Source organism: Actinacidiphila acidipaludis (assembly GCF_019890725.1).
Classification (GTDB): Bacteria; Actinomycetota; Actinomycetes; order Streptomycetales; family Streptomycetaceae; genus Actinacidiphila; species Actinacidiphila acidipaludis.
In genome coordinates this window covers 33,625-59,368 of sequence record NZ_JAINZZ010000029.1, presented here as the reverse complement: position 1 = coordinate 59,368, position 25,744 = coordinate 33,625, and the positions used below count along the sequence as shown (strand labels likewise).

The following is a 25,744-nucleotide window of genomic DNA, read 5'->3' as shown; positions in this document are numbered from 1 at the left end:
CGCCTGCCCTACCGACGAGCGAAAGGCAGTCCGCATGCCGCTTCCCGCACCGCCGCCGACACACGGACCGACCGGTCCGGCCGAACCCGCCGGGTCACGCCTCACCGCGGACATGGTGGTGGACGTCGCCGCCGCCGTGGCACCGGCCATCTCGCCGGACGGGCGTCTGGTCGCCTACGTCGTGGTCGCGAACGGCGGCGGGGACGGCCGTCCGCACGGGTCCCTCTGGGTCACCACCGCAGACGGCAGCACCTCCCCGCGCCGGCTGACCGACGGCACGGCCCGCGACCTCGCCCCGAAGTGGGCGCCGGACTCGGCCTCGCTCTTCTTCACCTCCGACCGGGAGGAGCCGGGCGCCGCCCAACTCCAGCGGATACGTCTGGACGGCGACGAGGACATCGCCAAGGCCGAGGCCTTGACCCGTTGGCACGGCGGCATCTCCGACCACTGCCCGCTCCTCGACGGTCGCACCGTCGCCCTGCTCGCCGAGGACGAGCGCCGGGAGGCCGGGCGCGACGACGTCAAGGTCTGGGGCCGGCACCTTCCCGTCACCCGGCTGCGTCTGCTCGACCTGGAGACCGGCGTGCTCCGCACGGTGGACGGGCTCCGTGACCGGCATGTGGTCGGCCTGGCGCAGCGTCCGGACGGCGGACCGCTGGCGGTGCTGAGCTGGTCCACCCCTGAACTCGACCCCGGGGTCGTGACAGCGGAACTGCACGTGGTCGACCCGGTCACGGCGGGTGTCCACGACCTGGGTCCTGTCGGGGTCGAGGCGCAGTCCCCGGCCTGGTGGAACCACGACGGCATCTGGCATCTGGCCCACCTGGCAGTGACCCCCGGGCACCTGGTGGGCGAGCTCGCCGTGATGGACACCGTCCCGCCGGCGACCGGCCCGGCCGTCGGACAGCGCAACCTCACCGCCGGCATGTCCGTCAGCCCGGCCGAGCTGGTGCAGGTCGCGGACGGTCCCCCGCTCGCGCTGTTCGCCGACGGGCTGGACACCGCGCTGTACCGGCTCCACCCGGACTCCCTGCGGTTCCACCAGATTTCCTGCACCCCCGGCATGCTCGCCGGCCTCACCGCGAACCGCTCCGGGGAAACCGTCGCCCTGCTGGCGAGCACGGCGTACGAGCCCAGGAACGTCCACGCGGGACCCACCGGCGGACCGCTGGTCCGGCTCAGCGACACCATGCCGGAACTGCGCGGAATCTGCTGGGGTGTTCAGGAGCGCCTCGGCTATCAGGCCTCCGACGGACTCCCGTTGGACGGCCTGCTGATCCTGCCGGCCGGCCGGAGCCGGGACGACGGCCCGTTCCCGCTCGTCACCCTGGTCCACGGTGGCCCGTACTTCCGCCACGCCGACGAGTTCACCCTCAGCGTCGTCGACTGCGGCCAGTGGCTGGCGACCGCCGGGTACGCGGTCTTCCTGGCCAACCCCCGGGGCGGCTCGGGGCACGGCCACGCGTTCGCCGCCACGGTCGTGGGCGCGGTCGGCGGCGACGAATGGACCGACATCCTCAGCGGAATCGACCTGCTGGTGGCGCAGGGCGTCGCCGACCCCGAGCGTCTGGGAATCTCCGGATGGAGCCACGGAGGCTTCATGGCGGCCTGGGCCGTGGGGCACACGGACAGGTTCAAGGCCGCACTGATGGGGGCGGGCATCAGCGACTGGGGCATGCAGGCCGGGACCGGCGACTGGGGGATCGTCGACGCGGCGCTCGGCGGCGGCACCGGCTGGGAAAGCCCGGGACCGCACGCGCACGACCTGCACAGTCCCCTCTCGTACGCCTCCAGGATCCGCACCCCGGTGCTGATCCTGCACGGCGAGGAGGACACCAACGTCCCGCTCGGCCAGGCGATCCACTTCCACCGTGCCCTGCGCCACTTCGGGGTCGAGCACGAGTTCGTCGTCTATCCCCGCGAGGGCCATGGCCTGCAGGAGCGCGCCCATCAACTCGACGCCCTCCGCCGGATCCGCGCCTGGTACGACCGCTGGCTGTAGCCCCGAACCGCGGGCCCGCGCAGGCCCTAGAAGGAGTCCCGCCCCAGATCCCGTCGCATGGCGACGCGCAGCTCCGCGAGCAGGACGTCCCACCGCTCCCGTGTCGCTACGTAGCGGTCGTCGGTGGCCACGGCGCCGCCCTCCACCTCGTCCCGCAGGTCCCGCAGCGCTCGGAACGCCGCCGTCGACGCCTCGACGACGTCTCTGGGCGCCACCACCGCGACCTGGTACCGCAGTTCGTAGGCGTTCCCCTCGCGGAAGGCCTCCACCGCTCCGTGCGCACGTTCCTCGGGCGGTACGGCATGTCTGGCGGTGATGCGCAGGTGGTTCCTCGTGCGGGCGAGCGCCGCCAGGTAATCCCCGTAGAGCTTCTGCCGGTTGGCCCGGTCGGCGTCCGTGCGACCGCGAAGGGCTCGCATGTGGTCCGCGGCCAGAGTGGTCGCGATGCCGATGACGGCGCCCAACGCCGTGCTGCTCAGTGGCCCCCAGTCCATGCCCTGATCCTAGGGACTGCGTCATCCGCGCACCCCGGGCGGGTCCGCCCCCAGGAGGCGGCCCGCCCGTGTCGGGCGCGGGGGTTGCGGGTCAGGCCGGCCCCGCTCCCGAGGGGGTCTCGGAGTCGTGGCCGTTGAGGACGGCGAGGGTCAGGACGTTGTCCCCGATGCCCCAGCCCCCGTCGGCGACCTCCTCGACGAGCACCAGGGTGGTGGCCCGGGCCCGCTCGCCGTAGATCTCGGCGTAGAGGTCGGTGGTGCGGTGGATGATGGCTTCCTTCTGCTCGGCGCTCAGCGTTCCGGCCGGGACCTTGAAGTTCGCGAAAGGCATGACGGTTTCCTCCTGTGCGGGTGGGGTTGCGGGTGAGGGGGGAGGAACGAGGGACTACTTCCCGTGGGGGTCGGCGTGGTTGAGGGTGGCCACCGTGCCGTCGTAGTCGCCGCGGACCTCGCTGTAGCGCAGGAACTTCACGCGCTCGACCTGGATCTCCTTGGCGTCCGGCTGGGACGCGAGGAGCTCGACGGTCTCGGCGATGAAGTCCTCCAGTGGCATCGCGAAGTCGCTGGACTCCTGCCCGGGCATCAACGCGGTGCGCACCGACGGCGGCACGAGCTCGACGATCTTCACCGAGGTGTCCGCCAGTTGCAGCCGGAGCGACTCGCTGAGCATGTGGATCGCGGCCTTCGACGCGTTGTAGCTCGGCGTCACCGCCAGCGGGGTGAAGCCCAGCCCCGACGAGACCGTGACGATCGTGGCGTCGGGGCGCGTCTGCAGGTGCTCGACGAACGCCCCGATCAGCCGGATCGGGCCGAGCAGATTGGTGGTGACGACCGACTCGGCCGAGGCCAGGAAGGACTCGGGCCGGTGCCAGTCCTCGACCTGCATGATCCCCGCCATCGCGACCAGAACGTTCAGCTGCGGGTAGCGGCCGAGCACGTCGTGCGCGGCGGCCCGGATGCTCTCCGGGTCCGCGGTGTCGATGCGCACGGTGCCGAGGTCGGGGTGCTCGGCGCCCAGCTTCTCCAGCAGGTCGGTACGCCGCCCGCCGATGATCACGGTGTTGCCGCGGTCCTTGAGCGCGAGGGCGAGGGCGAGACCGATGCCGCTGGTCGCGCCGGGGATGAAGACGGTGTTCCCGGAGATGTTCATGCTTGTGCGTCTCTCTTCTGCTTCTGAGGTGGGTGGTCTTGAGCCGGTGGTCTTGCCCCGGTGGTCTTGAGCGGTGGTATCGAGGCCGGAGTCGTTGCTCAGCGGTCAGCGGTCAGCGGTCAGCGGTCAGCGGCTGGCCTGCTCCGGCAGCAGGTCCTCGATCCCGATGCGGTGGTAGAACTCTGCCCGGACCCGGTCGCTGACCGTGGACACCACGTCGCTGCCGTCGCGCGAAGGGTCGATGTGGACGCGGAACGGCCGCTGTCCCGCGGGCAGGCCGACGACGCGCGTGATCTCCTGGGCGACCTCGTCCACCGTGCGCCCGGCGGGGAAGATCGCGGCGAGCCGCTCGGGCAACTGCTCACGCAGTTCCCCGTACGCGGTCTCGTACGCGGCGTCGCGCTCGGAGTCGGCGGGGGCGCCGGCGTGCGCGAAGTGGTTGGTGCCGCTGGGGTAGGCGCCGGGCACGACGATCACCGTGTCGATGCCGTACCGGATGACCTCGGCGGCATAGCTCTCGGCCATCGCGTCCATCGCGGCCTTGGCCGCGAAGTACGGTGCCAGGAACGGCGGATGGCCGCCCCGGGTGCTGGAGCTGGCGACCCACACCAGCAGGCCCGAGCCCTGCTCGCGCAGGACCGGCAGGGCCGCGCGGTTCACCCGCTGGGTGCTGAGCACGTTGATGTCGTAGAGCTCGGCGAGCTGCTCGGGCGTGAACGCCTCGGCCGGTCCGAGGACCATGTGACCGGCGTTGTGCACCACGACGTCGAGTCGGCCCTGCTCCTCGACGATCCGTGCGACGGCGGCGTCGACGGAGGCCTGGTCCTGGACGTCCATCGCGATTCCGCGGACGTCCACCCCCTCGGCCGCCGACAGCTCGGCGAGCTCCGCGGCGCGGGGGGCGTTGCGGCCGTCGATGGCGCGCATGCCGGCGTAGACGGTGTGCCCGGCACGGGCCAGGGCCCGCGCGGCCAGGTCGCCGAAGCCCGAGGAGGCGCCGGTGACGACCACGACCTTCCCGCGGCCCGCCTCCTGGAGCACCTTGGTGTCCTCGCTCATGTCTCTTCCTCCGCGGTTCTCTCGACGCGCCGGCCACTCGGCCACCCGGCCACCTGTCCGGTCGGGGCGACACACCTACCGTCCAACGGTCGCGAGGGACGAACCAGTGGCTGGTTACCCGGGGGACGTCACCCCCTGGCTCGGCCCCGGGCGCGGGTGGAGACTGGAGGAGTGGATCTCGCAGAACTCGGAGCGTTCCTGAAGTCGCGGCGCGACCGGATCCGGCCGCAGCAGGTCGGGCTGCCGGCCGGACCGCGGCGGCGTGTGCCCGGGCTGCGCCGTGACGAGGTGGCCCAGCTGGCCGGCGCGTCGGTCGACTACTACACCGAGCTCGAACGAGGACGCGGCGCACAGCCCTCCGAGCAGATGCTCGCCAGCCTCGCCCGCGCGCTGCGCCTGTCCCTGGACGAGCGCAACCACCTCTACCACCTGGCCGAGCGCCCGCTTCCGCCGTCGGGCAACAGTGCCGCACACGTGCATCCCGGCATGCTCGATCTGCTCGACCGGCTCGCCGGCACGCCGGCCTGCGTGATCACGGACCTCCACGTCACGCTGGTGCAGAACCCGCCGGCCGTCGCCCTGCTCGGACCGCCACCGTCGGCGAGCGGGGTCCGCGCGAGCTTCGTGCACCGGTGGTTCACCGACCCGGACTCCCGTGCCATCTATCCGCCCGAGGACCACCGCCGGCACGCGGAGAACTTCGTCGCCGACCTGCGGGCGGCCGTGGCGCGGCGCGGCTCGCGGGACCAGGAGGCGAACGCGATGGTGACCGATCTGCTGCGGCGGAGCCCCGAGTTCGCCGAGCTCTGGGACCGGCACGACGTGGCGGTGCGCCGCATGGACACCAAGCGCATCGTCCACCCTTCCCTCGGCCTGATCCACGTCAACTGCCTGAACCTGCTGAGCGAGGACGGGCGCCAGCGCCTGCTGTGGTTCAGCCCCGTCCCGGGCACCGACGCGGTCGAGAAGCTCGAACTGCTCTCCGTCCTCGGCACCCAGGACCTCACGCCCGATCCGCAGTAGTCCCGATCCCGATGCCCGGCCCGCGTCCCCCACGCACCAGCCGGGCTCCCGATCCGGCGCACACCGCCCGATCACGTGGGGGAACCCTGGAAGACCGATGAAGATCTTGCTGTTGGGGGCTGTCCGGCCGGTGGTCGGGTAGTGGAATCCAGCGCCCGGGGGTGCTGGCCCTTCAGCACACCGGTGGCCGCCACAACCTCGCGGACAGCCTGACCCCCGGCAGGTCTCCCACACATCCGGCCCGACCGTCTCCCCAGCCCATTCCCCCATCACCACGAAACGGGCCTGGCCCCGCCACTCACCCGGCGGGACCAGAACTCCGACATCTTCATGAGCCTCTTAGGGCGCCATCTCACCTTCGGCGTCCCCCTTCGCCGTCGAGGTGCGGTCGGTCGCTGTCTGATGGAAGGCCTGCGCCAGCTTGGCCAGGTCGAGGCCCTCCAGATGGTCGATGAAGTTGCTGCGAATGCTCGCGAGGTTGGTCGGCCAGGCCTGCTCCACCCGGGCGAAGCCCGCCTCGGTGAGCACGGCGAAGGTGACCCTGGCGTCCTCCTCACTCCTCGTGCGGCGGAGCAGGCCTTGGCCCTCCAGGTGGGCGGCGAGGCGGGACATCCCGCTCAGCGACAGCTCGCAGGCGGACGCGAGCACGCTCATGCGCAACCGCCCGTTCGGGGCCTCGGAGAGATGCATGAGCGCGGTGTAGTCGATCAGCTGCATGTGCTGTTCCCGCCGCATGTCCTGGTCGATGGCGCGCGGCAGGGCATACATGACCCGGGCCAGGGCCCGGACGACGGCTTCTTCGTCTGCGGTCAGCGGCTGGGGACGGTCTTCTGTGGTGTCGCTCACGTCTCCATATTACTTCCTTGACGAAGGAAGTATCGAGAAGCAATATTTGCTTGACGTAGCAACTAAATGCCTTCGGATCGGCACCTCGCCCGGCACAGCCGGACCGGGCCGCCCCGACGCCCGCCCGCCAGACAGAGAGTCGAGAACCATGCCCGACGCCTTCAGCCCGATCGTTCTGGGGAGAGCGAAGCTCGCCAACCGTTTCGCCCTCGCCCCGATGACCCGCAATCGTGTGACGCCCGACGGCACCGCCACCCCGCAGATGGCCGAGTACTACCGCCAGCGGGCCTCCGCCGGCCTGATCGTCACCGAGGCGATCTACCCCAGCCGGCAGGCGCAGTCGTTCCTCGGTACGCCGCTGCTGACCGACGACGAGCAGGCGGCGTCCTGGCGGCAGGTCACGGCCGCGGCCCACGAAGCCGGCGCGGTCATCTACGCCCAGCTGATGCACGGCGGCCGGGTCTTCAGCCCGGACAACGACCTCACGCCGATCGCCCCCTCCGCGGTGCGCACCCCGGAACAGATCTTCACCCCGAGCGGGATGAGGGACATGCCGGTGCCCCGTGCCATGACCGAGGACGACATCCGGAGCACCATCGACGACTTCGTCCGTGCGGCCCGCCTGGCCGTCGACGCCGGCTTCGACGGGGTCGAACTGCACGGTGCCAACGGCTTCCTGATCCAGCAGTTCTTCTGCGCGAAGGCCAACCTGCGCACCGACCGCTGGGGCGGGTCGATCGAGAACAGGATCCGCTTCGCCGTGGAGACCGTCGAGGCGGTCGCCGAAGCGATCGGGCCGGACCGCACGGCACTGCGCATCTCACCTGCCGCACCGATCCTGGGCATCGAAGAGGTCGACACCGAAGCGTTGTACCGGGAGCTCTTCTCGGCGCTGGCGCCTCTGGATCTGGCCTTCCTCGACATGCGGGAGTGGCCCGGCCGGAGGCGCCTGACGCAGGACCTGCGCGCGCTCTGGCCCGGCGCGCTGGTGCTCAACCCCCACGCCGGTGAGGCTCCCCGGCCACCGCACGTGGAAGCCCGCGAGGCCTTGGACTCCGGCCTCGCCGACGTCGTCGCCTTCGCCACGGCCTTCCTGGCCAACCCCGACCTGCCGCTGCGCATCGCGCAGGCAGGGCCCTACAACGAGCCTGACCCGGCCACCTTCTACGGCGGCACCACGGGATACACCGACTACCCGTTCCTGTGGCACTGAGATCCCCCGAGCCGTGACTGTCCGGAGACCGGCGCACCGCTGCGCCGCACATCAGGGCGCCCCCGGGGGGGACCGACCGAAAGCACCGAAGAGAAGAGAAGTGGCAGAACCATGCGAGGACTGAAGGACAAGGTCGCCATCGTCGCGGGAGCGGCCGTGGGGAACATCGGCGGAGCCACCGCGATCCGGCTGGCCGAAGAAGGCATGAAAGTCGTGGCCGCCGACCTCAACGAATCCAGCGCCCAGGCCGTCGCCGAAAGGATCACCGCCGCGGGCGGAAGCGCAGTGGCCAGGGGATTCGACATCACCGACGAGCGGTCGTACAAGGACCTGATCACTTTCACGGTGGAGCGTTTCGACGGCCTGCACGGGCTATACAACGTGGCCGCCGACCTCTCGCCGCGGACCCTCGGCCGGGACGTCGATGTCACCTCCGTCCCGCTGGACGTGTGGCAGCACACCATCGACGTGACCCTGACCGGCTACATGTACGGCATCCGTCACGCGCTGCCGATCATGATGGAGCAGGGCACCGGTTCCATCGTCAACACCGAGTCCAGCGCGGTGTGGATGGGCGAGAACGTTCGCGTCGCCTACCAGGCCGCCAAAAGCGGTCTGGTGGGGCTCACCCGGCACACCGCGACGGTCGGCGGCAAGCACGGTGTCCGCGCCAACCTGATCTCCCCCGGCGTGATCCTCACCGGCGCCGCCCTCGCCTCGACCGACGAGACGTTCCGTGAGGAGATCCTCGCCACGGTACGAGCGCCGCGCCTGGGCGTACCCGAGGATCTCGCCGGAACCGTGGCCTTCCTGTTCTCCGACGACGGCGCCTACATCAACGGTCAGTCATTCCTCGTCGACGGCGGGGCCAACTTCACCTGACCCCGTCGCGTGCCGGAACGCCCCTCACAAAGGGGGGTTCCGGCCCGCGTTCCGCACCCCAGAAACGACAAAAACGACAAAGGAGAATTCGCATGAGCGAGGAGCGCCGAATACAGCAGGTCCTGGCACGCTACGCCCAGGCGGTCAACCGCCGGGATGGCGCAGGGCTGGCCGCGCTGTTCGACGACGACGGCAGGGTCGACATCTCGCGGGACGGCTCCGGCACGCCGGAGGCATTCCTCATACTGACGGGACGTCAGGAGATCGCCGACGCCGTGACCGGCAAAACGTTCCCGCCCGGCGCCCGGGGCCGGGCGCTCATCCACGGCTTCGTGGTCGACATCGACGGGAACGAGGCGACGGTGGAGGCGCTCTTCGAGGAGTTCGTGGTCCTACCTGGTGACGACTCGGCGCCCACGCGCACGGTGATCGAGGAGAGCGGCGAGTACCATTCGACGCTCCGCCGCACCGGGGGCCAGTGGAAGCTCGTTCACCACCGAGTCGTGCTGGACGCCGAGTTGCGCCGCGACCACGCCGGATAACCCGGCTTTCCGCGGGAGCCTGTCCCCCGCTGGGCGGGGTGCGAAGGCGCGGTGGTGTCCATGTGGCGCGCTGTACAAAGTCCACACAACGCGAAAGGCCCGGGTCGTCGACCTGGGCCTTTTTCTTCGGCGCGAGGCGGGTCCGGGCGGGGGGCCTTAGGATCCCCGCATGGCCGCACTGATCACACCCACGGAACGGCTGCACTCCTCGTGGCTCGCCGCGCGTGACGAGTGGCCGCCCGGTGCGCACCAGGACGGGACCGGCCTGCGCCTGGTCGGTGACGACGACCTCGGCAGCCCGGAGGGGTTCGGCTCGTGGGTCGGGCGGCTGCGCCGGCACGCCGACCGGTCGCTGCCGGTCGGGGAAGGGTTCGTCCACGCCACCCACTGGTGGATCGTCGAGGACGAGACCTACCTCGGGGCCATCGACCTGCGGCACTACCTGAACGCCGTCCTGCTGGAGGGCGGAGGCCACATCGGCTACAGCGTGCGGCCTTCCGCCAGGAGACGCGGACTGGCCTCGTGGGCGCTGGGCGAGGTGCTGCTCAAGGCGCCGGCGCTCGGCCTGGACCGCGTCCTGCTGACCTGCGACGAGGGCAACGTCGCCTCGGCGCGCATCATCGAGAATCACGGCGGCGTCCTCGAGGATGTGCGCGGCACCGCTCTCGGGGTCAAGCGGCGCTACTGGATCGGCGTTTGATCCCCGCAGGTGACCGCGTGCCCACCCCTGTAGCCCCCCGGGGCCGAACGGCGACGGACCCGCCGCTCCCGTCCTGCGGGTGAGGCGGGACACCGCCGGGAGACAAGCCTCGTCCGAGCGGTCCTCAGCCACGGCCTGACACGCTCGGGACGACCGGTGCACACGACCGTCCCCGCAAGCGCCGGCCCGGCGAGGAGGCACCCCTGTGACCAGGCGCGGGCCGGGATTCACCCCGAACGGCGCTGCCGCACCGGCTCAGGCGGGGCCGGCCGCCGTCAGCCGGCGCCTGATCCGGCACCCGGCGGTCCGGGAGGCCGCCGTCCTCCCCCAGGTCCTGCCCGACGGCCGGACCGCACTGACCGCCTATGTCGTCGCCGAGCCCGGCTACCTGGCCGAACAGACCACCGGACTGGCCGGCGAGCACGTCGACGGGTGGAGGGACGTCTTCGAGCACGTCTACCGCCCGTCCCCCGCCGGTACTGCCGACGACGCGGCGCTCGCGCCCGGCGACCCGGCCCTGGACCGGGCCGGCTGGAACAGCAGTTACACCGGCACGGTCATGACGCGCCACGAGGTCGGCGAGGCGATCGACGGCGTCGTGGACCAGGTGGCGGCCCTGCCGCACCGCAGGGTTCTGGAAGTGGGCTGCGGCACCGGCATGCTGCTGCTGCGTCTCGCGCCGGGCGCCGAGCGGTACTGGGCGACGGACCTGTCGGCCCGGGTGCTGCATGCCCTCCGGCGCCGGCTGGACGCGTCCCCGCACGCGTACGCGGGGGTCACGCTGCTGGAGCGCGAGGGGACCGACTTCAGCGGGTTCGCCGACGACAGCCTGGACCTGGTCCTGCTCAACTCCGTCGTCCAGTACTTCCCCTCCGCCTCCTATCTGCGGCGGATGCTCCGGGAGGCCGTCCGCGTCGTGCGGCCCGGCGGCGCCGTCCTCATCGGCGACGTGCGCGATCTGCGGCTGCTCCAGGTCCTCCACAGCTCCGTGGAGGTCTGGCACGCCGACAGCGGGACACCGGCAGGCGAGGTGCGGCGACGGGTGACCGCGGCCGTCGCCGACGAGGGCGAACTGCTGGTCGATCCGGCCTTCTTCGCCGCTCTGGCCGCCGAGTTGCCCGGGGTGTGCGAGGTCGGCCTCCAGCTCAAACGCGGCACGGTGGCCAACGAGCTGACCAAGTTCCGCTACGACGTGACGCTGCGGGTGGGAGCGCGGCCCGGCCCCGGAGCGGCACCCCACCCCCGCCCGGAACCCCGCCCGGGGCATCTCGCCGTGCCGTGGGACCCCGCCCGCTGGAGCGTCGCGGCCGTGGAGTCCCGGATCGAGCGCGGTGAGCTGCGCGAGGCCGTCATCCTCGACGTCCCCGACTCCCGGACGGCCCGCGACGTCGCCACGTGGCGTGCCCTGACCGAGAGCCCGGCCGACGCCAGGCTCGGCGACCTGCTCGATCCCGGCGCGCTGGACGGACTGGACCCCGGCCTCTGGTGGGCGATCGGCCGCCGGCGCGGTCTCACCGTCGCGGTCACGCCGCCGCGCTCCGGCACGCCCGGCCGCTACGACGTGGCCGTCAGCCGCCCCGGAGCCACGCCGCCGTGGGCGCCGCGGACCCGGCGGAGCGCGCTCACCAACGCGCCGCTGCACCAGGCGCTGTCCGACGACCTCGCGCTCGACCTGCGCGCCTTCCTCACGGCGCACCTGCCCGCCGACCTGGTCCCGGCCCGCCTCGTCATCGTCGACGAGATCCCCAGCCGTCCCGACGGGACCGTCGACGCCGGACGGCTCCCCGGGACCGACGACGGCGCTCCGGAGTGACCATGCGCCCGGCCGCACGCCGCTGTCCGCGTGCCGACCACGAAACGGGGACGTGAGACCACCATGCACGACCGCGGCCCCGCGTCCCTGTCCTTTCTGCACTCCGGCTTCCGCCGTTCGGTGCGGCGCCATCCGCACCGCGCCGCCCTGTCGCTCGGCGAACGCGTGTGGTCCTACGCCGAGTTGGACCATCTCGCGCGCCGCTGGGCGGGCGCGCTGCTGACGGCGGACGCCCGCCCGCGACGCGTGGGCGTTCTCGGGCACCGCGGCATCGTGACCTACGCCGGTTTCCTCGCGGCCCTGTACGCGGGCGCTGCGGCCGTACCCCTCAACAGCAGCTATCCGGTCCGGCGCAACCGGGACATCGTGACGCGCGCCGATCTCGACGCGCTGCTGACCGACGAGCCCTCGCTGCCGCACGCGCACCTGCTGCTGGACGACCTGCCGGGCGCCCCGCCGGTGCTGGTCGCGCAACCCGACGGGAGGACGCGGGGGTTGCCCACCGGGCCCGGCGCGGGCGGGACCGAACCCGTCGTGGAAGCGGCTCCTCTCCCGGAACCGCTGCTGCCCGAACCCGGTGACACCGCCTATCTGTTGTTCACCTCCGGATCGACCGGCCGTCCCAAGGGGGTGCCGATCACGCACGCCAACGTGAGTGCGTTCCTGCGGGTGAGCACCGAACGGTACGGCTTCTCCCCCGACGACCGATTCAGCAACACCTTCGACCACACCTTCGACCTGGCGGTCTTCGACCTGTTCATGGCCTGGGGCAGCGGCGGGGTGCTGGTGCCGCTGGACGCGGCGGACCTGCACGCGCCGCTGAGCTTCATCCGCGACCGCCGGATCACCGTGTGGTTCTCGGTGCCCTCGGTCGCCGTGCTCCAGCACGGCGGCGGGGCGCTGACGCCGGGCATCCTGCCGTCGCTGCGCTGGAGCCTGTTCTGCGGAGAGGCGCTTCCGGTTTCGGCGGCCGCGGCCTGGCAGGCGGCGGCACCACGGTCGGTGGTGGAGAACCTCTACGGGCCGACGGAGGCCACCATCGCCTGCACGGCGCACCGCTGGCACCCACGGCACTCCCCCGCCCTGGGCACGAACGGCATCGTGCCGATCGGGCGGCCCCACCCCGGGATGGACGCGGCGCTGCTGGCGGCCGACGGCACCCCCGTGGCCGGCGGCCGGACGGGCGAGATCTGCCTGCGGGGGCCCCAGGTCTTCGCCGGGTACTGGCGGTCCCCGCAACAGACACAGGCCGCCTTCCACCTGCGCGACGACGGCCGGTGGTACCGCACCGGCGACCTCGGCCGGCGGACGGCCGACGGCACCCTCCTGTACGCCGGCCGGGTCGACGCGCAGGTCAAAATCCTCGGCCACCGCGTCGAGTTGGGGGAAGTGGAGGCGCATCTGCGCCGGTACAAGGGCGTCGACCAGGCTGTCGTCCTGGCCGTACCCGGCGAAGTGGAGGGGACGACCGTGCTGGCGGCGGTCCTCTGCGGCCCGGACGCGGACGTGCCGGCGGTGGAGGATCACCTGCGCGAGCGCCTGCCGCCCTACATGATCCCGCTGACCTTCCACCTCGTGGACCGCCTTCCGCTCAACGCCAACGGAAAGACCGACCGGGCCGCGTTGCGCGCGCAGGTGATCGCCGGACAGCTCGAACCGTTCCCGCTGTGACGGGCCATGGCCTGACCTCCCCCGCACGCCGCGCCCCAAGGAGGACGTTCGTGAAAGTCGAGGGCATCCACCTCGCCGGCATCGGCACGTACACGCCGTCGCCCACCCCCGTCGAAGAGGCCGTCCGGCAGGGCCTGTTCGAGCCGGGCGCGGCGCGGGAGTCCGGCCTGCTGTCTGTCGCCGTCGAACCCGCCCTGTCCGCACCGGACATGGCGGTGCGCGCGGCCCGGCAGGCCCTGGACCAGGCCGGCCACGACCCCGGCGACTTCGCGGCCGTCGTGCACAACGGCGCCTACTACCAGGGGCCCGGACACTGGTCCGCACCCCACTACGTCCTCCACCGCGCACTCGACCGGCCGATCCCGGCGTTCGGGATCGCGCACGGCTGTCTGGCGGTCCTGACCTCCCTTCAGCTGGCCGCCGGCCTGCTGGAGCCCGGCTCCCCCGGCCGCCAGGCGGTCCTGATCACCGGTGCGGACAACTTCTCCACCCCGATGTTCGACCGGTGGAACGACTCCGAGCTCGCGGTGTTCGCCGACAGCGGCGTCGCTCTCGTGGCCTCCACGCGGGGCGGCTTCGCGGCGCTGAAGGCCGTCGGCTCACGTTCGGCACCCGAACTGGAGGGCATCCACCGCGGCAACGACTCGCTGCTGCCGCCCGCTCGGTACCCCGATCATCCCTGGCGGGCCGCGTCCCGGCGCCAGGAGTGGGCCGAGCGCCCCGGTGCCGGTCCCCGCGACCTGCTCGACTCGGTCAACCGGTTCGCAGAGCTCGTCGCGGGCCTTGCCGAACGAACGCTGGCCGAGGCCGGCGTCGCGCGGGAGGCCGTCACGCGGGTCGCTCCCACCGGTTTCAGCGAGAACTCCCTGCACACACTGATCCTCGATCCGCTCGGTCTGCCGGTCGAGCTCAGTACCTGGGACCACCTGAGGACCCTCGGCCACGCGACCGTCGGCGACCAGGTCCTGGGCCTGGCCCACCTGTGGCGCTCGGGCCAGGTGCGGCACGGAGACCATGTGCTGCTCGTCGGCGCCACCGAAGGCCTGGAGGCGGGCTGCGCCGTCCTCGAGATCACCCGCACCGCCCGCGACACGGAAGGCAGGACCTGGTGATGAACGACTGGGATCGAGAGCCGCCCGCCGTGACCACCGACGAGGTGCGCGGCGCCGTCGCGGCGGTCCTGCGGGTCGCACCTTCGCTGATCGGCGACGACACGAACCTCGTCGACCTCGGCCTGGACTCCTTGCGGATGATGAGGCTGACCGGCCGCTGGCGGCGCGGCGGCCGGAAGGCCGACTTCCATGTCCTGACCGCGGAACCCACCGTCCGGGCGTGGGCGCGGCACCTCAACGACCAGGCCGTGACGACGACGGCGGCGCCCCTGCCCGGCTCGGCACCCCTGCCGGCACCGGGACCGGCTGAGGACGACGGCCCCCGGCCGTGACGACCGGACCGCCGCGCCCGGACAAGAGGGGTCAGTGGCCGGCGTGGTGGCCGGGCCGGGGACGGGCCAGGCCGAGGTCGTAGGCGAGGATCACGGCCTGGATCCGGTCCCGGGCACCGATCTTCGCCAGCACCCGGCCGACGTGGGTCTTGACCGTGCTCTCCGAGAGCACCAGGTGTTCCGCGATCTCGCCGTTGCTCCAGCCCTGGCCGATGGCCAGCAGGATCTCGTGCTCGCGTTCGGTCAGCGAGCGCAGCCGCGGATCGGTGGCGGGCTGCCGGGCGGTCGCCTGGCCGGGCAGGTGGTGGGCGTAGGCGTCGAGCAGGCGGCGGGTGAGCCCGGGGGCGATCACGGCGTCGCCGGAGGCCACCGCCCGGATTCCGGCGAGGAGTTCCTCGGGGAGGGCGTCCTTGAGCAGGAAGCCGCTGGCTCCGGCGCGCAGCGCGGCGTGCGCGTACTCGTCGAGGTCGAAGGTGGTGAGCACCAGGACGCGGGAGCGGCCGCCGGAGGCGACGATCCGGCGGGTGGCCTCGATGCCGTCCATGCCGGGCATCCGGACGTCCATCAGGACGACGTCAGGGCGCAGTTCGGCGACCTTCCGGACGGCCAGGACGCCGTTGTCCGCCTCGCCGACCACCTCGGTGCCGGGCGCGCTCTCCAGCAGCATCCGGAAGCCGAAGCGCTGCAGCGGCTGGTCGTCGACGATGACGACGGTGGTCATGACGGCACCTCGGCGGCGGGCGCCTCCCGCCGGACGGACGGTGCGGGGTCGAGGACGGCCGCCACGGTCCAGCCGCCGCCGGGGCGCTTGCCCGCCTTCAGCCGGCCCCCGTAGAGGGCGGCCCGCTCGCGCATCCCCGCGAGTCCCTGGCCGTCTCCGCCGCTGCCCACGTGGCCCTCCGCGTCCGTGCGCCCCGGGTGTCCCGGCTCGGTCCCGTCGGGGCGGCCGTTGTCCTCGACGCTGATGGTGATCTCCCGCTCGTCCACGCGCAGCGTGACCTTCGCCCTGGTCCGCGGACCCGCGTGCTTGAGGGTGTTGGTCAGCGCCTCCTGAGCGATCCGGTAGACGGTCAGCTGCAGGCCCCGGTCGAGCGCCTCCACGTCGCCCACCGTCCGGTAGGTGACCTCCGGGCCGGCCGCGCGCACCCGTGCGCAGAGCGCGTCCAGGTCGGCGATCCCGGGCTGCGGGCTGAGCTCGGGTCCTTCCGCGCGCTCCTCGCGCAGCACGCCCAGCAGCCGGCGCAGCTCGTCGAGGGCCTGGCGCCCGGTGCCGGCGATCAGCTCCAGCGCCTCCTTGCTGCGCTGCGGCGCGCGCTCGGCGCTGTAGGAGCCGCCGTCGGCCAGGCCGACGATGACGGCGAGGTTGTGGCCGATGATGTCGTGCATCTCGCGGGCGACCCGGGCACGCTCGGCGGCGGCGGCCAGCCGGGCGCGCTGATCGCGTTCGATCTCCAGCCGGGTCGCGCGTTCGCGCAGGGCGCCCAGGTAGGCGGTGCCGATCCGCAACGCCAGGCCCATGGCCGCCGCCGCGGTGGCCGCGCAGCACAGGAAGAAGAGCGCGACCAGGGGTGAGAGCACCACCGACACCCGGACGACGACGAGCACCAGCGCGGCCAGCGTCACCGCGCCCGCCCAGGGCAGCCGGCGCAACCGGTCGTGCCGGGCCATGCTGTACAGGGCCAGGAAGAGGGCGATGCCGGCGTGCAGCCACACGTCCAGCGACCACTGCGTGATGAAGACGGCCGCGACGGCGGCGAAGGCCGCGGTGGGGTGCCGGCGCCGCCACAGCAGTGGCAGCGCCAGTCCCAGTTGCAGTGCCAGCACGGCGGTCACCGGCAGCCTGCCGGCGTGCACGATCCCGGCACGGTTCTCGCCGTGCAGCAGGTCCGGCAGGCCGAAGAGCAGCAGCACGCCGAGCACCACGGCGGTGTCCAGCAGCCAGGGCCGGGCCCGGTCGGTGCGCTGCGTCCGGCGGCACGCCCGGACCAGGCGGGCGACCAGGGGATGGTCCCAGATCGGGTCCCCCGTTCCGCCGTCGAGGGCGGTGGCCGCGCTGGTCATGGGTGTCATCCGTCCATCATCGCAGGGCGTCGTCCGTGCCAGCCGCCGTCGCCGTGGCGGGTCGCCGCCTGCTCGGCCCGAGGTCAGGCGTCCGCGCGCTTGAGCCGGTAGGCGGCGCCGGCCAACGCGAGCGCCGTCCAGAGCGCGAGGACCAGCAGACCCATTCCCGGTGACAGAGTGTGCGCGTCCTGGTGCAGTGCGTACATAGAGTCGCCGGCGTGGCTGGGCAGGTACTGGCTGACGTTGTTCTGCCAGCTCGTCGGCAGCAGCTCGGTCAGTCCGGGCACCAGCAGCAGAGTGCCGAACAGGACCGCGATGCCGCCGGCGACCGACCGCAGCAGCGCCCCCAGGGCCACCCCGCACACCCCGATCAGGGCCAGGTAGACGCCCGCCATCACCAGGCTGCGCAGCACCCCTGCGCCGGAGAAGGTGACGGCGGCGCGGGTGCCGGAGACGATGTGGCTGCCGAAGCCGAAGGCGACGAACGCCCCCACCACGCCGACGCCGAGGGCGACCGCGCCGAACACGACGGCCTTGGACCACAGCACCGGCAGTCGCCGCGGCACGGCGGCCAGCGTGGAGCGGATCATCCCGGTGGAGTACTCGCCGGCGGCGACCAGCACACCGAGCACGCCGACGGCCAGCTGGCCGAAGTTGAGCCCGAACAGCGAGAGGCTGACGGCGTTGGCCGACATCATCTCGGGGCCGTGCATCGGGTGCCCGCCCGTGATGTTGACCTTGTAGCGCCAGGCCCGGATCAGGCCGAAGAACAGGACGAAGACCAGTGCGAGTGTCAGCGTGATCCAGCTGGAGCGCAGCGACCAGAACTTGGCCCACTCCGAGCGCAGCACGCGGGCGGCGGTGACCTTGTAGGCGGGGCGCTCGGCGCGTGCCGGGGCGCTCTGCGGGGTGGTGGCGGTGGCGGTGCTCATGCCGCGCTCCCAACGGTCTCGGCGTTCTCGGTGCTTTCGGCGCTTTCGAAGCCCGGGGTGGTGGTGTTGCCGTGGTACTCGACGGCGTCCCGGGTCAGCTCCATGAACGCCTCCTCCAGGGACACCCCCTTGGTGACCAGCTCGAACAGGGCGATGTTGTGCTCGGCGGCCTTCAGGCCGATCGCGCGCGCCGTCAGCCCGGTGACCAGGAGCTCCTCGGAACCGGAGCGGCCGGTGACGTCGACGCCCGGGCCGGCCAGCACCTCGCGCAGCCGGGCGGGGTCGGAGCTGGCGACCTTCACGGTGTCACCGCCGGACTGCCGGATCAGTTCCTTGACGGTGGTGTCGGCCAGCAGCCGGCCGCGCCCGACGATGATCAGGTGCTCGGCGGTCAGCGCCATCTCGCTCATCAGGTGCGAGGAGACGAAGACCGTACGGCCCTCGGCGGCCAGTCCGGTGAGCAGGTTGCGCATCCACAGCACGCCCTCCGGGTCCAGGCCGTTGACCGGCTCGTCCAGCATCACGGTGGCCGGATCGCCGAGCAGCGCGGCGGCGATGCCCAGCCGCTGGCCCATGCCCAGTGAGAAGGCCCCCGCCCGCTTGCGCGCCACGGCCTGCAGGCCGGTCAGCTCGATCACCTCGTCCACCCGGCGGCGCGGGATCCCGTGGGTGAGCGCGAGGGTGTTGAGGTGGTTGAAGGCGGAGCGGCCGGGGTGGATCGACTTCGCCTCCAGCAGCGCGCCGACCTCCTGCAGCGGAGCGCCGTGCTCGGCGTAGCGGCGGCCGTTGACGGTGACCGAGCCGCCGGTCGGCGCGTCGAGTCCGACGATCATGCGCATGGTGGTCGACTTGCCGGCCCCGTTCGGACCCAGGAAGCCCGTCACCATGCCCGGCTTCACGGTGAAGTCCAGCCGGTCCACGGCCGTCTTCTCGCCGTACCGTTTGGACAGTTGCTGCGCCACGATCATCGGCTTGCTTCTCCTGGCCTCGAACCGACGGACGTTCCGGTCGGCATCCCGCTCAACCTAGGAGCCGCGATCCCGCGCCCTGTGGTACCCAGGGCTGAAATGTGGTGCCCCTGTAGTACCGCGGTACCACGAGGAGTCCTCGCGGCCACGTCGGCCGGGGTTCACGGACAGGCCGAGGACGCGGGACGGCCTCGCCGGGAGGGCCGCCCCGCGGTCACGGCGTCGTCAGGACACGTTGACGGCCGTGTCGTCGACGACGAACGACGTCTGCAGGGTGGAGTCCTCGGTTCCGGTGAACTTCACCGTGACCGTCTGCCCGATGTACGGGGTCAGGCTGAGCGACTTCTGCAGGTATCCGGTGGCCGCGTTGAGGTTGGAGTAGGTGGCCAGGGTCGTGGAGCCGGCCTGAACCGTCAGCTTGTCGTAGGCCGTGCCGGTCGTGGTCTCGGCGGTGTCGACATGCAGGAAGAAGCTGAGGGTGGCCGTGGTGCAGCCGGCCGGAACGGTCACCGTCTGGGCCAGGGTGTCGGTGTGCGCGGAGCCGTAGCCGTCCATCCACGCGTCGTAGCTGCCGCTGTGCGCCGGCTCGCCCGAGTTGTTGCTGACCACACCGCTGCTGGCGGTCCAGGGAGCGGCGCTGCCGGTCTCGAATCCGGGATTGCCGAGCAGTTGGGCCGCGGTGCATCCGCCGCCGGAGGGGGTGACCGTCCAGGTGAAGGTGGCGCTGCCGCTCGGACCGGTGCTGTCGGTCGCGGTGGCGGTCACCGTGAAGGTCCCCGTGGCCGTCGGTGTGCCGGAGATCAGGCCGGTGGCGGGGTTGACCGACAGGCCCGCGGGAAGGCCGGAGACCCCCCACGAGAGCGTGCCGCCCGCGGTGTCCGCCGCCTTGAGCTGGAGGGACACCGGTGTGCCGACGGTGCCGTTCTGGTTGCCCGGAGGGGTCACGCTGACGCTGCCGCCGCCCGTGGTGGTGTTCCAGGCGTCCGTGATGGAGGTGGCTCCGGCGGCGGAACCCGCGTAGGGCAGGCCGTACATGTCCTCGATGGTGCGCAGGACGGAGAAGTGGTCGATGCGCTCGCCGTAGTTTCCGGTCTTGACCGGCTGGCCGTCGAAGAACGTGGCGATCTGGTTGGGTCCGGTGCTGTCGTCCTCGTCGAAGGTGGTGATCAGGACGCTGTTGTGCGTCTTGGCCCACTGGACGTAGCCGTCGAGATGGTTCTTCAGCCAGGTGTCGCCCGTGGAGATCGAGCAGTTGTGGATGTCGTCGCACAGGTTGGGGATCACCCAGGAGACGGTGGGCAGTTGGCTGTAGTCGGTCGGGAACGCGCTGAACGGCTGGCTGTCGGCGGCGGGGACGTTCGTGAAGTTCACCCACGGGCTGTGTTTACGCGCGTAGCCATTGGTGCCGCCCGAGGTGCACACGGTCGATCCGGCGGACGGCAGCGTCTCCGAGTACCCGGTGAACGTCAGCCCCTTGGCGATCAGCTGGGACGCCTCGTTGGTGGTGCTGAACGTGTGCGGGCACGAGTCGTCGGTGACACCCTGGTTCGAACCCGAGAACAGGTCCAGGTAGTTGGGCTGACTGGGGTGCTCGATGGCGAAGGAGTTGGTGAAGTTCGCCCCGGTGGCGGCCAGTTGGTTGAAGTACGGAGCGCTGGAGTTCCCGACGATGGAACCGGCCGAGGTGTTCTCGAACATCACGACCACCACGTGGTCGGGCCGCGGCACGGATGCGGCGGCCGGGGCCGCCTCGTGGGACTGGTCCGCGGTGGCGGCCGTGGTGGCCAGTGTGGACAGGCCGGCCAGGAGGCCCAGGGTGGCCAGGACCGACGTCAGGCGTTTTTTCCGCACTTTGTCCCCTCTTTCCGCTCGTGTTCTCGGCATGGACCGCCGGCACGCGGCGAGCGACGGAGCGCGCTTGTGGCACGGGGCGCCGCTCGCACTCCACCTGGCGGCACCGACCATCTTCCGTGGATTGACGGTGTACAGACAACCCAAGAAAGAGTGAAGAGCACGGCGGCCGCGTTCAGAAGGAGCCGGCGTGCCGCATGCCGCGGGGCCGGCCGTCGGGATCGGCGAGGACACGCGCCCCGACGCCCATCAGGGCGGCCTCGACGCGGGACATCCGGGGAATCGCGCAGGTCCGCAGCCTGCCCGGCGGGCGGGGGCCGCGGCGGCCGCCGCGGTGCCAGGCGTCCAGGGCCGCGGCGGATGCGGCGAAGGCGCCGAACGCCGTCCGCGGCGCGCACAGGTCGTGGTCGGACGCGTCGCCGGGCCGGTCCAGGTGCTCACGGGCCAGGCGCAGCCGCAGGTCACGGGCGAAGGTGCGGGCGCCGTCGCCCAGACCGCCGGGATCGACGGGCTCGCGCGGGTCCCGCCGGTCGTCGACGACCGCGCAGGCCAGTTCGGAGTCGTGGGTCCAGGAGCGCAGGTTGATGTTGTCGGAGCCGACCGCGGCCCACACGTCGTCGACGACGCACACCTTCGCGTGCACGTAGACCGGTGTCCCGGCGGGATTCTCCAGCGAGTAGAGCGCGAACCGGTCGCCGCCCGCACGCGCGAGCAGTTCCACCGCGCGGATCCGGCCGATCTCGTTGAGCGGCCGGGAGAGTCTGCCGTCCTGGTCCGGGACGGGCGGGACGACCGCGATCATCCTCAGGTCCCGGCGCTCTTCCAGGGCCTGCGCGAAGCCGGCGCAGACCTCCTCGTTCCACAGGTACTGATCCTCCAGGTAGATCAACGACCGCGCCCGGCTCAGGGCTTTGCCGTAGGCGCGGGCGATGCTGCGCTCGCCTCGCGGTGCGAAGGGGTAGCCGTGGCGCAGCCGCGGGTAGGTGCGCAGCACCTGCACGGCCGACCGGCCGCGCGGGCCGGGGTCCGGCAGCTGGGCGGGCAGCGGGTCGGCACGGGTGTCCTGGCGGCGGGCGGCCTGGCGCAGCCGTCCCGGCAGACTGCGGCTGAGCGGGGAGGGGTCCTGCCACCGTTCGCGGAAGGTCGCCTCCAGATCGCCGACGGCCGGCCCGCGCACGGCGATCTGCAGGTCGTGCCAGGGCGGGGTGGGGCCGTAGGCGGCGGCGAAGGGCTGCGGGTTGGGATCGCCGCCGTGCCGTGCGTCGTCGTGCCGGCTGTGGCACAGGTCGATGCCGCCGACGAAGGCGACGTCCCGTTCCGGCCGGTCCGGGTGGCGCAGGACGACGAACTTCTGGTGGTGGGAGCCGCCCGCCCGCACCCGCATGTCCAGCAGGCACTCCCCTCCGGCGTCCTCGATCTCCTCGCCCAGGTGGGCGTTCTCCCGCTCACTGAAGGACAGCCGGTCCCAGTGGGAACGCCACACGAGCCCTTTGACGATCACACCGCGGCGGGCGGCGTCGCACAGCACCGTGCCGATCTCGGTGCCGGGACCGCCGAGCCGTTCGTCGGGGTCTCCTCGCCAGTCGGTGAAGAGCAGCAGGTCACCGGCCCGCTGCGCCCGGATCGCGGCGAGCAGCTCGCCGAAGTACTCCGCCCCGTGCACCAGCGGACACACCTCGTTCTCCGTGGACCAGGCCAGCCCGTCGCCACGGCGCGCGTCCAGCCGGGTCGCCGGATTTCCGCGCTCGCCGGGCGTCAGCAGCCACTCCCGAAGCTCCATGCGTCTGCTCTTCCGTCGCTCTCACCAGGCCGCGGTCCGCCTGCCCTCGGGGACCGGCTACCCCCGCCCGGGGTTTCCATGGATGACGTGCGGGTCGTCAGGGGCCGATCTCGCCGGGCGGTTCGTCGAAGGTCACGTCGACGTCCTGGAAACCCTTCATCCGCTGCGTGACCGCGTAGCGGCTGTAGGCCTCGCGGTCGCCGGGCGTGAGGCGGACCCGGTCGGTGAACGGCGTCATCAGACTGCGCGGCCACAGGTGCTCGGCCCGTACCGAGTTGACCTCGGCGCCCAGCACGAAGACCAGGGCGCCGAGGTAGATCCACGCGAACAGGCCGAGCACGATGCCGAACAGGCCGTACGTGGCGGTGGCACCGCGCAGCACGTGGTTGACGTAGTAGGCGCCGCCGAGCTGCACGCCCTGCCACACGCAGGCCGCCCCGACCGCACCCACGACCAACTCCCGTAAGGGCTGGATGCGGTGGGTGAGCACGTGGTAAGCGGCGATGACGAGCAGTGCGTCGATCACCACGGCCGCGAGGTTCAGGGCGACGGCCAGTTCCGCGCCGATCTGCACGCCGAAGACCACGTTGACCGACGCCGCCGTCGACAGCGCGGTGGTGACGATGAGGCCCACCAGCGGGACGATGAGGAAGCCCAGCCCGAGCAGGCGTGAGTGCAGCGGGTTCAGCCGGTCGCACCGCGGGACGGCGGAGATGTTGTTCAGGGCGTTCTGGGCGGCCTGGAACACCCCCGACACGCCGTACACGCTGCCCGCGACACCCACGGCCAGGGCCGCCCCGCTGCTGTGGAAGGAGTGCACGTTCCTGCCGATCTGGTCCCCGATGACCGGGAACTGGTTCAGCGCGGAGTGCAGGACGCGTTCCTGCAGTTCCGGGTCGCCGTGCAGCAGGCCGCTCAGCGCGGTCACCAGCAGCAGGAGCAGCGGGAAGAGGGACAGGAACCCGTAGTAGGCCAGCAGCGCCGCGAGGTAGGGGCCCTGGTCGTCGAAGAACTTGTACACCACGGCGAGCGGCTGTCCCAGCCACCGATGGCTGCGCTGGTAGGCGTCCAGGCGAGAAACGACCCCCATGCGCTGCCTCCGCATTCCGCACTCCGCCGACGGTTTGTTGTCACCACTCGGGCCAGTGTCCGCCCTCGGCCGTGTCCGGCGCAGGAGGCCGTCCCGCCGGTCTCCCTCGGGTGAGCCGCATACACCCATCTCGCGGACGGAGACGGGCCCCCGACTCCGTCTTGGGCGTTTCCCGCCGGTAATTCCCATAATCAGCCGTAATGTTCGGCTTGCGTACCAGCCGCGCCTTGCGACCGGTGGCTGTCGAGATCTGGAGAGGCTTATGTCCCTGCGTACTGTCCCCGCCCGACGCGGTCTGCGGCGCACCGCCGGCGCCGTGGCCGGAGCCCTGAGCCTGGGGGGTGCCCTGTTCGCCGCGGCTCCCGCCCAGGCGCTGCCCGCCCAGCCCGCCCTCCCGTACGGCACGGTCGTCTCCCCCGCCGGCCTGAACGTGCGGCAGTTCCCGAGCACCGACTCCTCCGTCGTCGGCTTCCTCGCGAACCACGCGCAGGTCGGTCTCACCTGCAAGGTCCGCGCCCAGGACATCGACGGCAACACGATCTGGTACCTGATGCGCGGCACCAGCCACGAGCGCTGGCTGAGCGCCCGCTACGTCGCCAACACCGGCACCGTGCCGTTCTGCAACACCGTGCTCTCCGCGGCCGCGAGCCTGGCGACGCAGGGGCAGCACCCGCACGCCAAGGGCTGACCGGCGAACCGGCCTGCCGTGGCCGGGGAACGTTCCCCGGCCACGGCAGGCTGGTTCGGTGCGAGGGGGGTCATCCCAGCAGCGCGAGCTCCTTCCCGGACTCGGCCGCGGCGCCTGCCGTCTCCGCGGGACGCGCGGCCCGCCTGGGGAGGGCCGTCATCAGGGTGACCACGACGGCGAGCGCGCCCACCATCCAGAGCATCGCGTGCTCGAAGGCGACGACCGGGGTCCGGCCGGTGAAGGCGACGGAGACCAGGGCCAGGCCGAACGCGTTGCCGAGCTGGTTGGTGGTGTTGATCAGGCCGGAGGCCGACCCCGCGTGCTCCTGCGGCACGTCGGACAGGACCGCGTCCGTCAGGGGCGAGAAGACCATGCCCATCCCGGCGCCCATCACCAGCAGCGGCAGCGCCATCTGCCACGAGTGGACCGCGTGGCCGTAGTGCGCGGACTCCGCGATGTAGAGCAGCGCGCCGGCGGCCGTGGTCAGCGCCCCGGCCTGGAGCACCTTGCGGCCGAACCGCGGCACCAGCAACTGGACCGACAGGCCCGCCGAGGCCGAGCACGCGACGGTGAACGGGAGTCCGGTCAGCCCGGCGTGCAGCGGGGACCAGCCGAGGCCGATCTGCATGTAGAGCGTCCAGACCAGGAAGAAGATGCCGCACGCGACGCCGAAGACCAGCTGGACCCCGATCCCGGCGGCGAAGCTGCGGGCCCGGAAGAGCGCCAACTCGACCAGTGGCGAACCGTCCTTGGCCTTCTTGGCCCGCTCGTAGCGGACGAAGCCCGCGAGCACCGCGAGCCCGCCGGCCATCATCGCGTAGCCCCACAGCGGCCAGCCGTTCTCCCGGCCCTGGACCAGCGGGTACATCAGCAGCAGCAGACCGGCGGTGGCCAGCGCGACGCCGATCAGGTCGAGCCGGAGCGCCTGCGGGGCCTTCGACTCGTCGATGAACCGGCGGCCGAGGAGCAGGCCGGCGATCCCTACGGGCAGGTTGATCAGGAAGATCGGACGCCACTGCAGGCCCAGGATGTCCCACTGGGTGAGCAGCGCGCCCAGCAGCGGGCCCGTGACGGCCGCCAGGCCGATGATCGCGCCGAACAGCCCGAAGACCTTGCCGCGTTCCTCGCCGGAGAAGGTCGCGTGGATGATCGACAGCACCTGAGGCACCATCAGCGCCGCGGCCGCGCCCTGCAGCAGCCGGGTCGCCACCAGCATCTGCGGATCGGCCGCCACCCCGCACAGCAGCGACGCGCCCGTGAAGCCGGCCGTGCCGATCAGGAACACCCGCTTGCGCCCGTAGATGTCGCCGAGCCGCCCGCCGGTGATCAGGCCGACCGCGAACGCCAGGGCGTAACCGGCGGTGATCCACTGGACCGCGCTGAAGCCGGCGCCGGTGTCGCGCTGGATGCTCGGGACGGCGATGTTGACGATGGTCGCATCGACCAGGTCCATGAAGCTGGCCGTCATCACGACGGCGAGGGCGATCCAGCGCCTGCGCTCGGTACTCATTCCTGGGCTCCTGCCTGCCTCTTGC

General features: G+C 72.0%; 24 protein-coding genes. 11 read left to right on the top strand and 13 right to left on the bottom strand.

The features are described 5' to 3' along the window. Positions 1 to 34: 34 nt before the first annotated feature. A complete protein-coding gene (locus tag K7862_RS22030) occupies positions 35 to 2,002 on the top strand; it encodes a S9 family peptidase (RefSeq protein ID WP_222965168.1) in 1,968 nt (655 codons plus the stop codon). Between the two features lie 26 nt (positions 2,003 to 2,028). Here the strand turns inward: K7862_RS22030 and K7862_RS22025 are convergent, their stop codons facing one another. The 4 genes from K7862_RS22025 to K7862_RS22010 all read right to left on the bottom strand — a co-directional run bounded on the left by K7862_RS22025 (position 2,029) and on the right by K7862_RS22010 (position 4,705). After that, on the bottom strand, positions 2,029 to 2,496 hold the full coding sequence (locus K7862_RS22025; protein WP_222965166.1) for a hypothetical protein: 468 nt from the start codon (positions 2,494 to 2,496) through the stop codon (positions 2,029 to 2,031). 91 nt (positions 2,497 to 2,587) lie between these two features. Beyond that, the gene (locus K7862_RS22020; protein ID WP_222965164.1) at positions 2,588 to 2,827 is read right to left on the bottom strand and encodes a 4-oxalocrotonate tautomerase family protein; all 240 of its coding nucleotides are present in this window, start codon (positions 2,825 to 2,827) and stop codon (positions 2,588 to 2,590) included. Between the two features lie 54 nt (positions 2,828 to 2,881). Next, positions 2,882 to 3,646, bottom strand: coding sequence for an SDR family oxidoreductase (locus K7862_RS22015; RefSeq protein ID WP_222965162.1), 765 nt, complete (start codon positions 3,644 to 3,646; stop codon positions 2,882 to 2,884). Between the two features lie 126 nt (positions 3,647 to 3,772). Further along, a complete protein-coding gene (locus K7862_RS22010) occupies positions 3,773 to 4,705 on the bottom strand; it encodes an SDR family NAD(P)-dependent oxidoreductase (RefSeq protein ID WP_222965160.1) in 933 nt (310 codons plus the stop codon). 171 nt (positions 4,706 to 4,876) lie between these two features. On the opposite strand from K7862_RS22010, the gene K7862_RS22005 reads away from it, so the two are divergent. Continuing rightward, positions 4,877 to 5,728: a helix-turn-helix transcriptional regulator gene (locus K7862_RS22005; RefSeq protein WP_222965158.1), complete on the top strand. Its 852-nt coding sequence runs from the start codon at positions 4,877 to 4,879 to the stop codon at positions 5,726 to 5,728. 339 nt (positions 5,729 to 6,067) lie between these two features. Here the strand turns inward: K7862_RS22005 and K7862_RS22000 are convergent, their stop codons facing one another. Further along, entirely contained in the window at positions 6,068 to 6,574 is a 507-nt protein-coding gene (locus K7862_RS22000; RefSeq protein WP_308012111.1) for a MarR family winged helix-turn-helix transcriptional regulator, read from the bottom strand. A 148-nt stretch (positions 6,575 to 6,722) separates the two neighbouring features. Here K7862_RS22000 and K7862_RS21995 point away from each other — a divergent pair, with 148 nt between their 5' ends. The 8 genes from K7862_RS21995 (at position 6,723) to K7862_RS21960 (ending at position 14,839) form a co-directional block, all read left to right on the top strand. Then, positions 6,723 to 7,787: an alkene reductase gene (locus K7862_RS21995; RefSeq protein WP_222965156.1), complete on the top strand. Its 1,065-nt coding sequence runs from the start codon at positions 6,723 to 6,725 to the stop codon at positions 7,785 to 7,787. A 111-nt stretch (positions 7,788 to 7,898) separates the two neighbouring features. Then, a complete protein-coding gene (locus K7862_RS21990; protein WP_222965154.1) occupies positions 7,899 to 8,669 on the top strand; it encodes an SDR family NAD(P)-dependent oxidoreductase in 771 nt (256 codons plus the stop codon). A gap of 92 nt (positions 8,670 to 8,761) precedes the next feature. Next, the gene (locus tag K7862_RS21985; protein ID WP_222965152.1) at positions 8,762 to 9,211 is read left to right on the top strand and encodes a nuclear transport factor 2 family protein; all 450 of its coding nucleotides are present in this window, start codon (positions 8,762 to 8,764) and stop codon (positions 9,209 to 9,211) included. A 169-nt stretch (positions 9,212 to 9,380) separates the two neighbouring features. Next, positions 9,381 to 9,911, top strand: coding sequence for a GNAT family N-acetyltransferase (locus K7862_RS21980; protein ID WP_222965150.1), 531 nt, complete (start codon positions 9,381 to 9,383; stop codon positions 9,909 to 9,911). Between the two features lie 205 nt (positions 9,912 to 10,116). Then, positions 10,117 to 11,724 (top strand): class I SAM-dependent methyltransferase, encoded by a 1,608-nt coding sequence (locus tag K7862_RS21975; RefSeq protein ID WP_222965147.1) that lies wholly within the window; start codon positions 10,117 to 10,119, stop codon positions 11,722 to 11,724. Between the two features lie 30 nt (positions 11,725 to 11,754). Next, positions 11,755 to 13,395 carry an amino acid adenylation domain-containing protein gene (locus K7862_RS21970; protein WP_222965145.1) on the top strand — a complete coding sequence of 547 codons (1,641 nt, stop codon included), beginning with the start codon at positions 11,755 to 11,757 and terminating at the stop codon, positions 13,393 to 13,395. Between the two features lie 50 nt (positions 13,396 to 13,445). Next, on the top strand, positions 13,446 to 14,507 hold the full coding sequence (locus tag K7862_RS21965) for a ketoacyl-ACP synthase III family protein (protein WP_222965143.1): 1,062 nt from the start codon (positions 13,446 to 13,448) through the stop codon (positions 14,505 to 14,507). Next, entirely contained in the window at positions 14,507 to 14,839 is a 333-nt protein-coding gene (locus K7862_RS21960) for a phosphopantetheine-binding protein (protein ID WP_222965141.1), read from the top strand. The genes K7862_RS21965 and K7862_RS21960 overlap by 1 nt, the downstream gene beginning before the upstream one ends. A gap of 31 nt (positions 14,840 to 14,870) precedes the next feature. Here the strand turns inward: K7862_RS21960 and K7862_RS21955 are convergent, their stop codons facing one another. From K7862_RS21955 to K7862_RS21925, 7 genes are all read right to left on the bottom strand, one after another. Beyond that, positions 14,871 to 15,560 carry a response regulator gene (locus K7862_RS21955; RefSeq protein WP_222965139.1) on the bottom strand — a complete coding sequence of 230 codons (690 nt, stop codon included), beginning with the start codon at positions 15,558 to 15,560 and terminating at the stop codon, positions 14,871 to 14,873. Beyond that, complete coding sequence (locus K7862_RS21950; protein ID WP_262413590.1) at positions 15,557 to 16,900, bottom strand: sensor histidine kinase; 1,344 nt, start codon at positions 16,898 to 16,900, stop codon at positions 15,557 to 15,559. Before K7862_RS21950 ends, K7862_RS21955 begins: the two co-directional genes overlap by 4 nt. An 83-nt stretch (positions 16,901 to 16,983) precedes the next feature. Beyond that, positions 16,984 to 17,832 (bottom strand): ABC transporter permease, encoded by an 849-nt coding sequence (locus K7862_RS21945; protein ID WP_222965135.1) that lies wholly within the window; start codon positions 17,830 to 17,832, stop codon positions 16,984 to 16,986. Then, positions 17,829 to 18,800: an ATP-binding cassette domain-containing protein gene (locus K7862_RS21940; RefSeq protein ID WP_222965133.1), complete on the bottom strand. Its 972-nt coding sequence runs from the start codon at positions 18,798 to 18,800 to the stop codon at positions 17,829 to 17,831. Before K7862_RS21940 ends, K7862_RS21945 begins: the two co-directional genes overlap by 4 nt. A gap of 225 nt (positions 18,801 to 19,025) precedes the next feature. Next, positions 19,026 to 20,651: an alkaline phosphatase family protein gene (locus K7862_RS21935; protein ID WP_372461625.1), complete on the bottom strand. Its 1,626-nt coding sequence runs from the start codon at positions 20,649 to 20,651 to the stop codon at positions 19,026 to 19,028. A 175-nt stretch (positions 20,652 to 20,826) separates the two neighbouring features. Next, positions 20,827 to 22,431, bottom strand: coding sequence for a phospholipase D family protein (locus tag K7862_RS21930; protein ID WP_222965129.1), 1,605 nt, complete (start codon positions 22,429 to 22,431; stop codon positions 20,827 to 20,829). Positions 22,432 to 22,528: 97 nt separating this feature from the next. Continuing rightward, positions 22,529 to 23,521 carry a YihY/virulence factor BrkB family protein gene (locus tag K7862_RS21925; protein WP_222965127.1) on the bottom strand — a complete coding sequence of 331 codons (993 nt, stop codon included), beginning with the start codon at positions 23,519 to 23,521 and terminating at the stop codon, positions 22,529 to 22,531. Positions 23,522 to 23,783: 262 nt separating this feature from the next. Between K7862_RS21925 and K7862_RS21920 the strand changes: the two genes are divergently transcribed. Beyond that, positions 23,784 to 24,209, top strand: coding sequence for an SH3 domain-containing protein (locus tag K7862_RS21920; RefSeq protein WP_262413584.1), 426 nt, complete (start codon positions 23,784 to 23,786; stop codon positions 24,207 to 24,209). Positions 24,210 to 24,279: 70 nt separating this feature from the next. Here K7862_RS21920 and K7862_RS21915 read toward each other — a convergent pair whose 3' ends face one another. Beyond that, positions 24,280 to 25,719: an MFS transporter gene (locus K7862_RS21915; protein WP_222965125.1), complete on the bottom strand. Its 1,440-nt coding sequence runs from the start codon at positions 25,717 to 25,719 to the stop codon at positions 24,280 to 24,282. Positions 25,720 to 25,744 lie beyond the last annotated feature (25 nt).

What these genes read in the sequence shown, in the direction of transcription:
- K7862_RS22015 (WP_222965162.1), bottom strand. Translation starts at nt 3,646, where the DNA reads ATGAACATCTCCGGGAACACCGTCTTCATCCCCGGCGCGACCAGCGGC.
- K7862_RS21955 (WP_222965139.1), bottom strand. Translation starts at nt 15,560, where the DNA reads ATGACCACCGTCGTCATCGTCGACGACCAGCCGCTGCAGCGCTTCGGC.
- K7862_RS21945 (WP_222965135.1), bottom strand. Translation starts at nt 17,832, where the DNA reads ATGAGCACCGCCACCGCCACCACCCCGCAGAGCGCCCCGGCACGCGCC.
- K7862_RS21995 (WP_222965156.1), top strand. Translation starts at nt 6,723, where the DNA reads ATGCCCGACGCCTTCAGCCCGATCGTTCTGGGGAGAGCGAAGCTCGCC.
- K7862_RS21985 (WP_222965152.1), top strand. Translation starts at nt 8,762, where the DNA reads ATGAGCGAGGAGCGCCGAATACAGCAGGTCCTGGCACGCTACGCCCAG.
- K7862_RS21920 (WP_262413584.1), top strand. Translation starts at nt 23,784, where the DNA reads ATGTCCCTGCGTACTGTCCCCGCCCGACGCGGTCTGCGGCGCACCGCC.
- K7862_RS21930 (WP_222965129.1), bottom strand. Translation starts at nt 22,431, where the DNA reads ATGGAGCTTCGGGAGTGGCTGCTGACGCCCGGCGAGCGCGGAAATCCG.
- K7862_RS21925 (WP_222965127.1), bottom strand. Translation starts at nt 23,521, where the DNA reads ATGGGGGTCGTTTCTCGCCTGGACGCCTACCAGCGCAGCCATCGGTGG.
- K7862_RS21980 (WP_222965150.1), top strand. Translation starts at nt 9,381, where the DNA reads ATGGCCGCACTGATCACACCCACGGAACGGCTGCACTCCTCGTGGCTC.
- K7862_RS21950 (WP_262413590.1), bottom strand. Translation starts at nt 16,900, where the DNA reads ATGACCAGCGCGGCCACCGCCCTCGACGGCGGAACGGGGGACCCGATC.
- K7862_RS22025 (WP_222965166.1), bottom strand. Translation starts at nt 2,496, where the DNA reads ATGGACTGGGGGCCACTGAGCAGCACGGCGTTGGGCGCCGTCATCGGC.
- K7862_RS22020 (WP_222965164.1), bottom strand. Translation starts at nt 2,827, where the DNA reads ATGCCTTTCGCGAACTTCAAGGTCCCGGCCGGAACGCTGAGCGCCGAG.
- K7862_RS22030 (WP_222965168.1), top strand. Translation starts at nt 35, where the DNA reads ATGCCGCTTCCCGCACCGCCGCCGACACACGGACCGACCGGTCCGGCC.
- K7862_RS21990 (WP_222965154.1), top strand. Translation starts at nt 7,899, where the DNA reads ATGCGAGGACTGAAGGACAAGGTCGCCATCGTCGCGGGAGCGGCCGTG.
- K7862_RS21960 (WP_222965141.1), top strand. Translation starts at nt 14,507, where the DNA reads ATGAACGACTGGGATCGAGAGCCGCCCGCCGTGACCACCGACGAGGTG.
- K7862_RS21940 (WP_222965133.1), bottom strand. Translation starts at nt 18,800, where the DNA reads ATGATCGTGGCGCAGCAACTGTCCAAACGGTACGGCGAGAAGACGGCC.
- K7862_RS22010 (WP_222965160.1), bottom strand. Translation starts at nt 4,705, where the DNA reads ATGAGCGAGGACACCAAGGTGCTCCAGGAGGCGGGCCGCGGGAAGGTC.
- K7862_RS21915 (WP_222965125.1), bottom strand. Translation starts at nt 25,719, where the DNA reads ATGAGTACCGAGCGCAGGCGCTGGATCGCCCTCGCCGTCGTGATGACG.